Here is a 14,905-nt window from a genome sequence, read left to right on the forward strand (position 1 = left end):
GTTCGGAAGAACCGCTTAGATAAACTAAGACACACAAAAGCCCTCATCATCGAGGGCTTCTTTTTAGCTATTCAAGCTGACTTGTCTACCAACTACGCATCTTATGGCCTTTCACCGCGTAGAACAGGATGAACAGATAACAGGGCAACATCACAATATAACCGCCCTGCATGCCCATATCTGTCGCCGAGCTCATTAAGCCCCAAGACACAGGACCAAAGGCGCCACCAGCAATCCCCATGATGAGGAGCGCTGAACCTGTACTGGTCAATTTGCCCATACCAGACAAGGCTAGCGGCCATACTGCAGGCCAAACGATCGCATTGGCTAAACCAAGGAAGGCAATCATCAACAGGGTGTCAGGTAGCGCGACACCACCAAAAGGCACTAACACAACATTCGCGATAGCGTAGGAGTTATTGTCGCCGAACAAAATACCGCATGTCAGTAATAAACCTAAAATGGCCGACACCATCAAAGCCTTATGCTGTGAAATAAAGCGAGGAATTAACAGGATACCAAGCGTGTAACCTAGCACCATACACACCATGGTATAGGAGGTCATCACCCCGTAATGTTCAACCCCGAGTGATAACGCAAAAGTGCCGATAGTGTCACCGGCGATCACTTCCACCGCCACATAAAAAAACAGCGCCAACACGCCAAAAGCTAAGTTAGGGTGAGACAGCGCCGCTTTAAGTTGCCCTTTGTCGGTATTTTCAACGGCTTCATCTTCATTGGATAATTCTGGTAATGGCGACTTCTTCACCGCTAACGCCAAAATGCCGATAAAAATCGCCATGCCTAAGTACGGCAATACTAAACCGTCAGCCATTTCATCAATTTGAATTTGAGTCAGCTCAGTACCGATACGGTCTTTAAAGCTGTCTAAAATCAGTGCAGAGAACACCACAGGCGCAATCACACCCGCACCTTTGTTCAAAATGCCCATCACGCTCACTCGGGCAGCGGCGGATTCTTCAGGGCCTAAACGCACCACATAAGGGTTAACCGCAGTTTGTAATAAGGTTTGGCCTGTACCCATCACTAATTGGGCCAATAGGAACAAGGCAAATATTTGGGTTTCCGCGGCGGGGATAAACAGTAAACCCGCCAGCATCATCACGCCCATGCCGATCGCCATACCATTCTTATAACCGACTTTGCGAATAAGCCAGGCGGATGGCAAGGCTGTAAAGGTCACTGCGATATAGAAAGAAAACAGGATCAACGACGCTTGAAAGGGATTGAGTTGCAATATTTGTTTCAAATACGGCATCAAAGAACCATTCAACCAAGTGGCGAATCCGAGGATGAAAAAGAGAGCGGCCACTATGGCCATGGGGAGAAAGCTGCTTTTTTGCTGGCTTTTATCGAGTGTCATTTCCATAAACCTGCTTCTTATAGTAATTAATTATTGAGGTGATAACGGGGTTTAAATTAATGCCTAAGTTCCCGAATATCCGTATCGCGACTCGTCCGCAATGGCTAATGTTATCATCCAAACGCACCATTGTTTCAGTGATGTTAAAACAAATAACACAAAAAGACAACGCTGTCATTTAATAAATTCTCGCGAATATTCCCTCGTAATCATCAATTGGCCGATAGCTAAGTTGTAACTCACATCCATAAAATAATGTAAAAAAAGCCGCAGACACTGAGTGCGTGCGGCTGATCTCAAGCTATTAAGCCAACTGACTAAATTCTGACAAAAATATTGCGGCGATACATCCAATATAAAACCAGCCACTGCACCGCAAGCAAGCTGATAACCGCAGCTAACGCTTGAGCGCTTTCAGGCAAGGCCAGCACTAAGCCGCCAAACACGCTTTGAGCGATATATTTCCAATCCACTAAGCTCGACGCTAAGTAAATAATGATGGCGTTCGTGCCTATCACCACGAAGAAAAATGCGGATTTTTGCCACTTAAGCACATCGACTAAGGCATAGAATACCGCCAGCAGTATCATGTTCCAGCCCGACGTCACCAGCACAAATGAACTGGTCCACAGCTCTTTATTGACCGGAATAACAAGATCTAACAGCCAACCTAAGGCTAAGCAAACGCCACCCGTAGCGGCGAGCAACCCCACTTTGGCCCACTCTCCTTTAGGATGGGATTTAACAATAAAGTGGCCGACAAACACACCCGCTAACGCATTGACGATGGCGGGAATAGTCGACAGTAACCCCTCTGGATCGGGCGTGCGTCCCTGATAGCTCACGCCGGGTAATAAAATCGAATCGACATAGGCATTGATGGATTCCGTTGGCGAGAGCACGCCTGCCTGTCCACCGGGGAAAGGCAACCAAAGTTGGATTGCGCCATAACCGAGCAAAATACCCAAGGCGACGATAATTTGAGTTCGTAGACTCGTGTGCCACACCAATAATGCGGCAAAGAACCATGCAAAGGCGATTCGACCTAACACACTGGCATAGCGAATTTTTTCAGGATCGGCAGGTGCGCCCGCTCCCCAACCGTGGTTGTATAAAATGCCCAGTAACAGCAATAAAAAGAGTCGTTTAATCCCGTGACGATACACAGGTAATCGCTCACTCATGGGTAATTTATCTAAACGTTTGGGAGATAAACCTAAGGCCACACCAGAGAGGAAAATAAACAGAGGAAAAATCAAATCGTAGAAGTGAAAACCATGCCATTGGCTATGGTGCATCTGTTCATCGCCCCATTGCCAACCTGCCCAGCCCGTTAGAATAAGCAAGCCACCAAACAGAGCCTCACCGCCCAAAATCCAAAACATATCGAAGCCGCGCAGTGCATCCAGCGACATCAACCTAGGTTTATTCACCTTTACTGGCGCAATTGCATTTGTCTGTGTCGTCCCCATGCCATCATCCTTTATTATTGTTATTAAAAGCTTTTATAAAAGTTGAGCAAAACTAATACTGTTTAAAATTAGTGCTGTACAATAAAAAAACTTAGCCCCTGTCATCAAAATACGACAAGGGCCAGATGTTAAAAATCACCTAAACTGCAAATGTAAATGCAATTTAAGGGTGTGTATAAACTGCTTGTCCCGCAATGTAGTTTGCCTGCACTTTGTTCTGCACATCGAGCAAGACAAAGTCAGCCCTGTGTCCCAGTGCTAAACGGCCAGCCTTATGGTCAATCCCGAGGAACTGTGCGGGATATAACGCCGCCATTCTCAAGGCTTCCGCCAAAGGTAAACCCAACAAGTTCACGGTATTATTGACCGCAGTCGCCATATCGAGCACACAGCCCGCCAGCTCGCCTGTCACAGCATTTAATCTGTCGCCGACTCTTAACACTCGAGTACCAAAGAGCTCGAAGCTAGTCTCATCCTCCATACCAACTGGCGGCATAGCATCGGTGACTAACATCATCTTGCCCCTCGGTTTTGCCCGTAGTGCAACCTTTGCCGCCGCAGGGTGCACATGGTGACCATCGACAATCAAACCACACCAAGCGGTTTCACTCTCAATCGCCGCGCCAACCATACCCGGCTCACGGGAACCGAGTGGTGACATCGCATTATAAAGGTGGGTAAAGCCCGTCGCGCCTGCCGCTAATGCTGCAATCACTGTATCGTAATCGGCATTAGAATGGCCCAAACACACCTTAACGCCCGAAGCAACGAGCGTACGGATCACCTCTGGCGACACATTCTCAGGCGCAAGCGTGACGACTTTAATCCCCAGATTTTGACGACAAAATACTGCGAGTTCAGCATCGGTTATTTCACGAATAAAACCCTGCGGATGTACACCTTTTTTAGGCACAGATAAATGTGGTCCTTCAAAATGCACCCCTAAAACGCCAGCGCTACCCTTAACTAAAGCCTCGGCCACTGCATCGGCCGCATTGGCCATCACACTGACATCGTCGGTAATAAGCGTAGGTAAAAATCCGGTCGTGCCAAAACGCGCATGGGCACGGCCGATAGTTTCAATGCAATTAACACTCGGATCGGCATTGAATAACGCCCCGCCGCCACCGTTCACTTGCACATCAATAAAACCTGGCACCAGCGTTCCGGCTTGGCGGATTTCCTTCGCGCCAACAACCGTATCAAACGCCAGAATGTGCCCGTCTTCGACAGTAACAGGCACATCTTGATGGAAATATTCACCATCAAAAATACGCTCGGCGATCAAGGTGATTTTCATCGCAAACCTCTTTCAATAAATAACACGAGTGACTTAAGTCTTAAATTAAGTTAACTGCGAGGGCTTAGCTGCACGGGCTTAGCTGAACAGGTTTAATCGTGCAGCGACTTAATCGTGCAGCTAAAAGTCCACTAAGTCTAATCCGCAGTACCTAAACCTCCAAAACGTTGGCCGCTTAAAGCTCGGCGGCTTAGAGCGTTTGGGTCACTTTTTTAAGGCCAGCAGGTTGATCGGGATCGATACCGCGGGCAATCGCAACCGCAGCCACGTCGATATAGAAACGTTGTAATAACGCTAACGGCGCCACACGTGGGTGAATGTCAGTCGAGGTTTGATTCAGATGCACTAAATCGGCGCCGCGTTGGCTCACGTTTTCAATCTGTTCGATATGGCTAGCGTAGGATTCATCGCCAATGCACACATCAACGATAGTGAGTTTTTTCTCAACTAAGGTCACAGGACCGTGGAGGAACTCAGCGCTACTGAACGCTTCGGCATGGATTGAACACACTTCTTTTAACTTAAGCGCAATTTCCTTAGATACCGCATAACCTAAACCACGGCCAAGTACGACTAAGTTCTTTACGTCGGCAACGGATTCAGGCGTGAGTTGTGGCTCAGCGTCCACCGCCGTTTGCAGCGCTTGGGGTAAAGAAGCGACGGCGCTAGCAAGCGATTCGCTTTGAGTCCAAGCGGCGGCAAGTTGTAAAATCGCTGACAACGTTGCGAGGTAACTCTTAGTTGCGGCAACCGCTTTTTCTTCACCAGCACGTAAAGGCACAACAACATCGACGATATCTTTAATCGGTGCGGTTTCATCATTGACTAAGGCAACACAGAAAGCGCCGGCATTTTTTGCCATACGCGCCTGCGCCAAAATATCAGGGCTACGGCCAGATTGTGAAATCACAATCACTAATGCGCCTTCGAGTTTCAAGGTCTTACCATACACACTCGCCACTGAAGGGGCGGCGGCAAACGTCGGTACGCCCGCTTCGATTTCAAATAAGTACTTAGCAAAAACACCCGCATGATCCGATGAACCACGACCAACGATCATTACAAAACGGGGATCGAAGGCGCGCAGCTTTTCACCTAACTGCTGCATGATTTCAGCGTTAGCTTCTAACTGACCAGCGATTTTTTGCGGTGCGGTGCGAGCTTCTTGCTCCATAATAGTGTTTGTCATGTCTTTTACCTTCACGTTCAAATACAGGATTTGGCTTCAGTGCCTATTTGCACTGACAACGACTTATTAAATTCTTGCTGGGCGAAATACATAGCACCAAGTTCGGGTGGTGCTAAGGTTTCTGAAATTTTGGCGACCACATCGGCACCGAGCCAGGCTTGTAAAGGCTCTGCAAGGCCACCGATCATCGAAAAACGCACCGGATTTAGGCTAAATAGCTTACGCGCCATGTCGCTAATATAATCTGCGCCTTCTTGCACTATGGCCGTCGCGACTGCGTCACCTTCATTGGCGCAATCGAGCACACTTCTGGCTAATGCGGCATAGCAACTTGATGATTTACCGGCTAGATTTTCGACAATACCGAGCGCATCGGTGACGTTAAAGTAGCTCAGCAGCATATCGGTTAATCGGGTTGGTACGACAAAGCCATCGAGTGCTAACAACACGTGTTCGGCGGCTTTTAATCCCAGCCAAGCACCGCTGCCCTTATCACCTAATGCAAAACCATAACCGCCAATACTCAAGCTGGTATCACCAACATGGGCATAACCGCAAGAACCTGTGCCCGTGATGATCACAGCGCCATCGGCACCGCGGTGGGCACCAATACAAGCCGTATGCAGATCTGTGGTGACATACATGGCCGCAAAAGGATGCTGCCAGTTGATCACGTCTTGATATAACCGAGGGACATTTACGCCAGCAAGACCAAGACCCGCCACCAGCAAGTGACTACCGCTCTCGTTCATGCCCGCATCCAGCAACGCCAGGCGAGTCGATGCTTCAATGGATTCAAATGTTTGTATGAGACCATGCAGTGGATTTGCACGTCCTGCAACACCTGTCCCTAAAACGGTACCGTCTGCGCAGTAGATGGTGGCTCGACATTTACTGCCGCCGCCATCTACACCTATAAACAGTTGTTGATCTTTTGTCTGGACTAACCCCATGACACCCCTCTTCAGCTATCAATGCAGCGCTACCGTTGCTTATTATTTGCCGTTAATACAGCGCTTAACTTTAGTTAACTCAATGTTACAGCAAAAATGACAGCGTTGTCATTTACTTTTTTAAGTGATTTATGATCTAAAATCAAATTTAGGCAATCATTGACACAGAAAAACAAAATAGCTGTATTTTATCTTTAAAATACAGCCAGATATAAAAATCGATTTAGTTAACGATTAAACTTCTTCCTTTACGAACACCATCGGCAGCTATGGCACGGACCTCTATCGGTGCAGTGACAGCCTGCCCCGCTTGATAAGCTTGCCATTGGCCATTTAGACTTCGGTATTCAAGTTTGAGCCCGGGATAGGCGATATTAGCAAACAGTTTACCCTCACGGATCTCGGCGCCGACCGTCGGTACGCGATAATCAATCCCCGCTTTATCTAACTTAATAAACTCTTTGTGGCCTAAGGTATTCGCGAGTTGTTGCCAATCCTTTGCCTGTGCATCACGCATGGTTAAGGTAAAAGCACCCGAGCTTTGGTTATACACAGCGCCTTGATATTGATAAGGTACTTCCCATGCAGCTTGATGCCAAGCACGCTCAGCCAACATCAATAAACGCGGGAACACCATGTATTCGATCGTATCGTCACTGCGAATCGACTCACTCCAGACCTGCCCTTGCAAGCCAGAAAAAGGTTTGCCTTTCTCCCTTGGGCCCGAGACTTTGTTACCTGCCTCATCGAGTTTTATCCTGTCGTCCGCTTCGAACGGCTGATTTTGAATATCGGTCCATTGCTCGGCATTGGCGGCCAAGTTATCTGGCATAAAGCTAAAGACTTTATGGCTGTTGGTTGCGCGGCTCGCCCAGTAATAGCCATGCTCCTTGGGATCGGCCTCATAGGGGAAATCAAAGTACAATACCTCAGGATTAGAGAGCACGGTTTCCCAACCAAGATTCGCCTGCTGATTGGCGCGCTCATAGCCTTTATGGGCAATCACATCCCAAATATTAGACTGCACTTTAGCGGGCATATTCTCAGGGCGAACATGGCTCATGCCATCGCTCCATCCTGCGGCTTCAATGCCTTTTGCCGCTAACATTGTCGAAATTCGTTCAATAAAATAAGCGCCTAAGTCATCTATCGACTTAACGCCTTTATCGTTATTGGTGACAAATGCTAAACACTGCGGAGATTGTTTCCAAGCTCCCGCCGTTTCATCGGCACCAATGTGGTAACGCGTCAATGGTTGACCCGCGGCTTGGTGTAACTTGGCAATTTCATCAATTACCTTATCGACAAACTGATAGGTCGACTCCATACACACGTTAAGCGTATTGTCGTCGTAATATTGCACTGAAGAATAAACCGTTTTGTCGTTTGCATCGGATAACAAATATTGCTCAGCTGCAGTGGTTTTCCCTTCAGCTTGCAATTGACGAGCGCCCGCATCTAACGCTTTTACCGCTGTGCTAGCTTGATTTGCCGTTTCCTGCACAGGGACAACCTGCACTTTGCCCGTGTTTTTAAGCTCTACGTCTTCAGCCTGTAATCGACGAAAACGCGCATCCATCGCTTTAATCGCGGCGCGGCTATGACCCGGCATGTCCATCGATGGGATCACTTGAATTTGACGCGCCTCGGCATATTTCACTATGTCGATATAGTCTTGTTTAGTGTAATAGCCATTGACGCTAGTATAGCCAAACGGCCCACTGCCTAACTGCGGTAATAAGCAGGAATTTTCATCTAAATCATGGCAACGTTTACTGCCAATGTCGGTTAATTCAGGCAGACCATCGATTTCTAAACGCCAACCTTCATCGTCAGCCATGTGTAAATGCAGTTTATTGAGCTTATAAGCCGCCATTTGGTCGAGCAAATCCAGCAACAATTGTTTGCTGTGGAAATTACGTGCCACATCAATGTGCATACCACGGAACGGATAACGTGGGCGGTCTTCAATGGTCATGGCATTCACTTTCAGCGAATTCACATCCACAAGGCTTGCTAATGATGACAAACCGTAAGAGAAGCCCGCCGCATCATTGGCAGCGATCACAATTTCCGTTGGCTGAATATCTAAGCGATAGCTGCCCTCACCCCCTTTATGGCTGGCAAATTTCACCGTAATGCCACTCGCAGATTCAGCCACACCCAGGCGAGCTAAACGTGCCACCGCCGCCGCAACTTGACTCTTTTGCTCTGGGTTATCTTGCTGATATTCTAGCTTAATACCACCAGCAAGAGATACTGGTGTATCAGTTGAATGGATCTTCACCTTTTGTGGCGTTGGGATAATGGTATCCACAGCCAAGGCGGCATCTTCACTCACGCTTTGATTGGCTTTAAATAATTGCGCGGCATCGGCTGGCGCGAGTTTATCCGTTTCAGTGCGTTGATATTGGGTTTTAAAATTCGTAAACCCTTCAACATACGGACGCGTCTCTAAACCCGTTTCGGCATCTTTACCCACTTGAGTGCTGGCGATAATGACGGGTTCTAATCCTTTTGCTGCGAGGTAATAGTTTGGCATAGCGTCGGTTTCAGCCAATTGCCACGGCTCACCACGGAATGTCAGTTGCTTTTTCTCGCCCTTAACAAATCCCTTAAAAGCAGCCGTTGGCGTAATACAATGTAAATCGCCTTTAACGTGCGTTATCGTCAATTCACCGCTTTCAACCGATTGCACTGGGCGCATTTGACTTAAATAAATTTCCCAATCCTGGCTGGCTAAATCCATACCGGGCACGAAATCAATTTGAGCGACAAAACAGCGACCATCGGCTTTATCTTTTAGGCACTTATCGTCTGGCACATTGGTCACGACACGGTAAGTTACGACTAACGAATCCCCGAGTTGTTGTAACTGCGCTTGAGTTAATGCGTCCTGAGCTTGCTGTGTTTGAGCCACAGCCTTATCGGCTGACGCTGCGGAAGACGTCACAGGCGCCTCGGAACAGGCCGTTAATCCTAAAGCCAGTAAAATGGCGCTTGCTGAAAGTGTTTTTTTCATGATTATCCTTATCTAGCTCCAGAAATGGCTACAATCTGAAGGAAGTTACTAACGTCCGCAGTCTTTCCCCTTGGTGAAACAGTCGCTCGCTCGAGTGCGCTAAGTGCTCGCTATCGAGTGAGGCTGAACCTGAGACATTGGCAAGATCATTTAACGTACGAGAAATCGCTTCGGTGACGCAGGTTTGCTCCTGCGCCGCATGGGAAACTTCGATGTTCATATTACTGATATTTGAGACTAAATCAGTCACTTTAGTGAGTACTAACTTAATTTCTTCCGAGCGGTTAACGCCCTGAGTCGAGAGGGCTTGGCTCGCTTGCATCACAGTGACCGTTTCTGCCACTCGGCTCTGAACCTGCTGGATCATTTTCTGTATTTCACCTGTGGCTTGTTGAGTTCGGCTCGCCAGCGTGCGCACTTCGTCGGCCACCACAGCAAAACCGCGCCCTTGTTCACCCGCCCTTGCCGCTTCAATGGCAGCATTAAGCGCGAGTAAGTTGGTTTGCTCGGCAATACTGTTGATCACCACAACCACTTCATCAATTTTTTGGGTTTCTTGCTGTAACTGTGAGACGGACAATGCCGAGCGAGCTAATTCAGATGCCAGCTTGCGGGTAATGTCTAATCCCGAATCAAACTGACGCTGACTGTCATCGACCGCTTTATCGGCCTGACTCGCCGCATCCGCGGTGCGCTTGGCATTAATCGCAACTTCGTTAGCACTGGCACTTAGCTGAGTTACAGCCGTCACTGCGGCCTCGGTTTCTTTTAGTTGGGTTTGCACGCGATCATTGTTGGTTTGCGACAATGAGCCAAGCGCTTTGGCATCGCCCAGTAATTGCCCTGAAGTTTCGTGCACTCTGGAAATCGTGGCGTGAATTTGCTCTACAAAACCATTAAATGCCTTGGCAAGCTGACCAATCTCATCCTGACTCTCAACCGGTAATCTGTGGCATAAATCACCGTCACCGCTGGCAATTTCTTCCATGGCGCGGACAACATTCTCCAGTGGATTAATCACTAAACGTTTAAGAATGATAAAGATAACAATTAAACTGCCACCGAGAATTAACAGCGCCTGCAAGAAATAACCTAAGAGTAAATCTGACAACTGAGCGCGAATGGGCAACATAGAAAACTGGATGGCCAATTGGCCGGTCGGATTGCCTTGGTCAGCAAAGTGAATTTCACGTTTTACCAAATACTCATCGGCCACCGTTTGAGCCTGTTGACTCTCGGCTAACACTTTACCGCGATGGTCGCTCACGACGATATGATAAATCTGCGCAGATTTAAGCATCACAGACAACACGGCTTGGATTTGTTCATAATCGTAGGTGAAGATGGGCTGCGCCATAGTGACTTGCAAATTGGCGACGGTATTGTCTTCAAACTTAGTTTCACTGGCGGCCAATTTATCGCTCGCCAACCAGTAAGATGCACCGAACAAAACGCTGACTATCATAAAAATCGCTGCCGCTAACCCAATCTGTACTTTTAAGGCTAATGTTTTCATTATTTTGCACCTTGCATACTAAAGAGATCTAACCATAATTCTTTGCGTTCTATTGGCGTTAACGGACTTAAATCAGGCGTATCGAGGCGGATAATGACCCTTTGTTCAAACTTTGCCTCGCGGTACAGTTGCTCAATTTTTAGCTCGCGATTGAACATCTCATCAAAAGAGCCGTCGCTTACCATACTTTCAAGCCCTGCTAAAATGGCCGCCGCAAGTTCGGGGCGCTTAGGGGACACAAAGAAATAAGCTGGCGAGCGATATTGCAGCAGAATATGGCTATCAACCTTAAGTGCGGGATCGGGGTGACTAGCGAGTTCTTCACCAATTTCCTGGGCGCCGAGGGCAAGATAATCAAAACGCCCACCTTCTAACATGGGGTATAAATTGGTGTACTGATAACTCGTCACGACGGGTAATCCATTGGCCTCTAAAATAGTGGCATCGGGCCAATAACGATTTTGCCCCGCCTTTAACTGCCTAAAATCCGCCATGGTTTTCACCTTGGCGAATCGCGTTTCATCCGCTTTGCGGATAATCAGCAGTCGATTACCGAGTAATCCTTTAAACAATGGAATGCGCACGGGTAGCACAGTTTCTTCTAATTCTTTTGAGGTCATACTCCAAAACACATCGACTGTTCCAGCCAGTGCTTCTTCGACCTTGCGTTTTTGATTCATTTGAGTCGACATTTGCTGCACTTGATAGCCGCTATCCGAGCGGCGCAGTGCTTCCTTAAGCAAATTTAGCTGCCAAGTCTGCTGTATGGTGGTGACGATTGTTTTTGAAATCGGCGCCTGAATGTGAGAAACGTCAGACTTAATGGCGTCAGAGGAACCGGAATTAGAATTAGAGTTTGAGTTAGCGGCAAAATGACTTGAGGCAATATCGGCTGCAAACACAGCGAAGGATGAGGCTGAAAGCCCCGTCAGTGCCATGATAAACAGTGACCAGCAAGCTGCTCGTTTAGTGATGATAAGTGTGGTCGTTCGTGTAAAAACATAACGAATGACACTCGTCATGCCCGTCGCAATGACGCGCATCGCAACCGTTAAATGAATCGCCATAAATTGCAGCCTCTTTTTATTATCTGGTTTTTACCAGTGAGTTTTATTTATCTATGCCGCTAACGTTCAAATGCTGAGGTAGGCATTGAGGTCATATTGTAAAAACACCCTAAAAAAATGGCTGGGCACTGCTTACAGTACCCAGCCCACGCTAGTTTCTGGGGAGAGACTATCAAAATATCAAAGACAAACGTATCGCCGCCCGACAGCAATACTCCTGCCAAACACATGAAAAGGAGACCTCATCCTCTCATGCAGACCTTACAAACAACGTATCACACAAGCAGATGACAGCGTTGTCATCATTAAAGTACACAAGAAAGAACAGGATTTCTACATTTTTTTGACAATTATTGTTATTTTTTATGAATAGACATACTTAACCATTATTATTCAATAACTTAAAATGTTTAATTTATTTACTCAAGCTTATGTGACAACGTTGTCTTTCATTGGTAACATGGCGATAACATGACAAAGATCACGGTAGCTATTGATGAGTCCCCTTAACACATTAGTGCCCAGTAATACCCAATCTGCTCCGCGCTTAACTCGGCACTACCGAAACCTCAGTTTGATATTGCTACTTTGTGGAGCTTGGTTATTTTGGGCGAGCCATTTTCATTCGCCATTTGATCTTATCCAAGAATATGGCCGCTTTGTTTTTCTGGGTATTACAGGAGCGATATTTGCCAATTCGACGGGAGCTGGCGGTGGCGTCATCTTTATTCCCGTTTTTTCGAGCCTCAACTTTAGTGAGTCTCAAAGTGTTGCGACTTCATTTATGATCCAGTGCTTTGGTATGACAGCAGGCGCGATTTCATGGTCACTGCATTATAAAAAGCGCCACCTAGAAGATGCCGCCTGGTCTGGTTTTGTGAAAGCAGCATTACTTGCCGCCTTCTTTTCAGTATTAGGTTTCTGGAGCAGCCAACTACTACAGCTCAACTCCCCCTCTTCGCTACACACAAGTTTCAGCATCTTCTCGATTGTACTCGGTATCGCCATCGTTTTTAGTAGCAAAAGTAGCAAAAGTAGCACGCCAATAACTAGCACTATAAGGCCAGTCGATTTTCTTTGGCTCGCTCTCATTGGCTATTTCGGCGGCATTATCACAGCTTGGTTATCGGTAGGCGTCGGTGAATTAGTCGTCATTTATCTGATGTTACGGGGACTATGCGCCAAAATGGCGATCGCCACCGGCGTCATTGTCTCTGCAATTACAGTTTGGTCGGCAAGCCCTATTCATATTTTTTCAACAAATAGCCATGCCCTCTTTGAGTTAGTGTTATTCGCAGGCCCAGGTGCCGTTATCGGAGGATTACTCGCTCGTAAATTAGCGCTATATCTCCCAGTAAAAGTATTAAAACTTTTTTTCTCCATTTGGATAATTTTGACGGGTAGCGTCATGTTGGCGAGTTAATAGGAAACATTAAGATGAATAATTCTTCGCTAAAAAGTATCACTATTGTCGGTGGCGGTAGCACAGGTTGGATGACGGCTCTCTACTTGAGTAAGTTATATAACCATTCGTCTAATATTATTGATATTAGACTTATCGAAAGTAAAGAAATTGGTATTATTGGCGTTGGTGAAGCTACCGTTCATAGTCTACGATTCTTCTTTGCAGCTATGGGATTAGATGAAAATGAACTACTTAGAGAAACTAACGCAACATTAAAGACTGGCATATTATTTCGTAACTGGATGAAACCAGTCGATGGTAAAATGCATGAATATTTCCATCCATTTGAACAACAAAAACCATCTGGAAAAATTGATAATGCAAGTGCTTGGATTTTAAATAATCAGATTAATGAATCAAACAGCACTCCCTTTGCTGAAGCAACAAGTCTTTCATTTAGCTTAATGCAAAATAACTTAAGCCCTAAAACGCAATACTTGAACCAATATCAAGGTATTGTCCCCTATGGTTACCACTTAGACGCGACGCTCATGGCTGCCTTTTTAAAGCGCAAAGCCACCCAAGCAGGTGTAGAGCATGTTGAAGCAAATGTAACGGACGTTCTGGTTAATGATGGCAACATCACTGAGGTTGTAACTGACCAAGGCTCATTCAAGAGCGACATATTTATCGACTGCACAGGCTTTAAAGGGCTTTTAATTCAAAGCCTAAAGAATGATAACTGGCAATCATTCGAAACTGAATTACCTTGCAATAAAGCCGTTGCAATGCAGCGGGAATATCTGCCTCACCAGCTACCAAGAGCCTATACGACAGCAACAGCGCTTAGTCATGGTTGGGCTTGGGAAATTGACCTAACTAATCGTCAAGGAACGGGTTATGTCTACGATGGCAATAGTCTAACGAGGGAGCAAGCTGAGGCTGAATTAAAAGCTTATCTTGGCGATGAACAAGAGATCATAAGAACTGTTCACTTAGATATGAAGATAGGTTGTAGACGTGAATTTTGGGTTGGAAATTGTATTGCAATGGGGCTCGCAGGTGGATTTATTGAGCCCTTAGAATCGACAGGCTTACATCTTATAAACTTAGGGGCAAGATTGCTAGCGACGCATTTAACGTCATCAAATCCCTCCCAAGCAATAAGGACGTCATATAATACCGCAATGAACGGCTTGTATACCGATCTTAGACAGTTTATCGTACTTCATTACTGCTTAACTGATAGAAATGATAATGAATTTTGGCAAAAAGCCGCACAAAGCTCAGCATTCATCCCTGCTCTAGAACAAAAAATAACACTATGGAAAGACAAGGTTTGTGAGTATGTCGATCTTGCCAATGGCTATAGTTCAGTTTTTACAGATGAGAATTATCGCTACGTACTTTATGGTATGCAGCATATTCCTGAAATCCATATACCTTGTCCCAAAACAGAAATAACAAAAATACTCGACAACTTAAAAACACAACAATTTAGAGCCAAAGAGCAATCTTTATCACATCAAGAATTTTTAGCAAAAATTTAAAACAATAAAGAGCAAGATTAACAATCTTGCTCTACATGCCGTTTAAT

Annotated in this window: 10 protein-coding genes; 2 read left to right on the forward strand and 8 right to left on the reverse strand. The window is 46.3% G+C overall.

The window, feature by feature from the left end; all coding sequences use genetic code 11:
• Positions 1-85: 85 nt before the first annotated feature.
• The 8 genes from nagP to KV201_RS06695 all read right to left on the reverse strand — a co-directional run bounded on the left by nagP (position 86) and on the right by KV201_RS06695 (position 11,903).
• Positions 86-1,384: an N-acetylglucosamine MFS transporter NagP gene (nagP, locus tag KV201_RS06660; protein WP_012196774.1), complete on the reverse strand. Its 1,299-nt coding sequence runs from the start codon at positions 1,382-1,384 to the stop codon at positions 86-88.
• 317 nt (positions 1,385-1,701) lie between these two features.
• Positions 1,702-2,856 (reverse strand): transmembrane glucosamine N-acetyltransferase NagX, encoded by a 1,155-nt coding sequence (gene nagX, locus KV201_RS06665; protein ID WP_226058867.1) that lies wholly within the window; start codon positions 2,854-2,856, stop codon positions 1,702-1,704.
• A 163-nt stretch (positions 2,857-3,019) separates the two neighbouring features.
• Positions 3,020-4,156 (reverse strand): N-acetylglucosamine-6-phosphate deacetylase, encoded by a 1,137-nt coding sequence (nagA, locus tag KV201_RS06670; RefSeq protein ID WP_226058868.1) that lies wholly within the window; start codon positions 4,154-4,156, stop codon positions 3,020-3,022.
• 190 nt (positions 4,157-4,346) lie between these two features.
• Complete coding sequence (gene nagB-II / locus KV201_RS06675; RefSeq protein WP_006084998.1) at positions 4,347-5,345, reverse strand: glucosamine-6-phosphate deaminase NagB-II; 999 nt, start codon at positions 5,343-5,345, stop codon at positions 4,347-4,349.
• Between the two features lie 17 nt (positions 5,346-5,362).
• A complete protein-coding gene (nagK, locus tag KV201_RS06680) occupies positions 5,363-6,298 on the reverse strand; it encodes an N-acetylglucosamine kinase (protein ID WP_226058869.1) in 936 nt (311 codons plus the stop codon).
• A gap of 223 nt (positions 6,299-6,521) precedes the next feature.
• Positions 6,522-9,320 carry a family 20 glycosylhydrolase gene (locus KV201_RS06685; protein WP_226058870.1) on the reverse strand — a complete coding sequence of 933 codons (2,799 nt, stop codon included), beginning with the start codon at positions 9,318-9,320 and terminating at the stop codon, positions 6,522-6,524.
• 28 nt (positions 9,321-9,348) lie between these two features.
• Positions 9,349-10,836: a methyl-accepting chemotaxis protein gene (locus KV201_RS06690; RefSeq protein WP_226058871.1), complete on the reverse strand. Its 1,488-nt coding sequence runs from the start codon at positions 10,834-10,836 to the stop codon at positions 9,349-9,351.
• The gene (locus KV201_RS06695; protein ID WP_226058872.1) at positions 10,836-11,903 is read right to left on the reverse strand and encodes an ABC transporter substrate-binding protein; all 1,068 of its coding nucleotides are present in this window, start codon (positions 11,901-11,903) and stop codon (positions 10,836-10,838) included. Before KV201_RS06695 ends, KV201_RS06690 begins: the two co-directional genes overlap by 1 nt.
• Before the next feature lie 496 nt (positions 11,904-12,399).
• Here KV201_RS06695 and KV201_RS06700 point away from each other — a divergent pair, with 496 nt between their 5' ends.
• The gene (locus KV201_RS06700) at positions 12,400-13,326 is read left to right on the forward strand and encodes a sulfite exporter TauE/SafE family protein (protein WP_226058873.1); all 927 of its coding nucleotides are present in this window, start codon (positions 12,400-12,402) and stop codon (positions 13,324-13,326) included.
• Between the two features lie 14 nt (positions 13,327-13,340).
• Positions 13,341-14,858, forward strand: a complete 1,518-nt coding sequence (locus KV201_RS06705) for a tryptophan halogenase family protein (RefSeq protein ID WP_006080656.1) — start codon at positions 13,341-13,343, stop codon at positions 14,856-14,858.
• The last annotated feature ends 47 nt before the right edge of the window (positions 14,859-14,905 follow it).

Origin of the sequence: Shewanella sp. SR1, assembly GCF_020447145.1 — a bacterium.
Lineage (GTDB): Bacteria > Pseudomonadota > Gammaproteobacteria > Enterobacterales > Shewanellaceae > Shewanella > Shewanella baltica.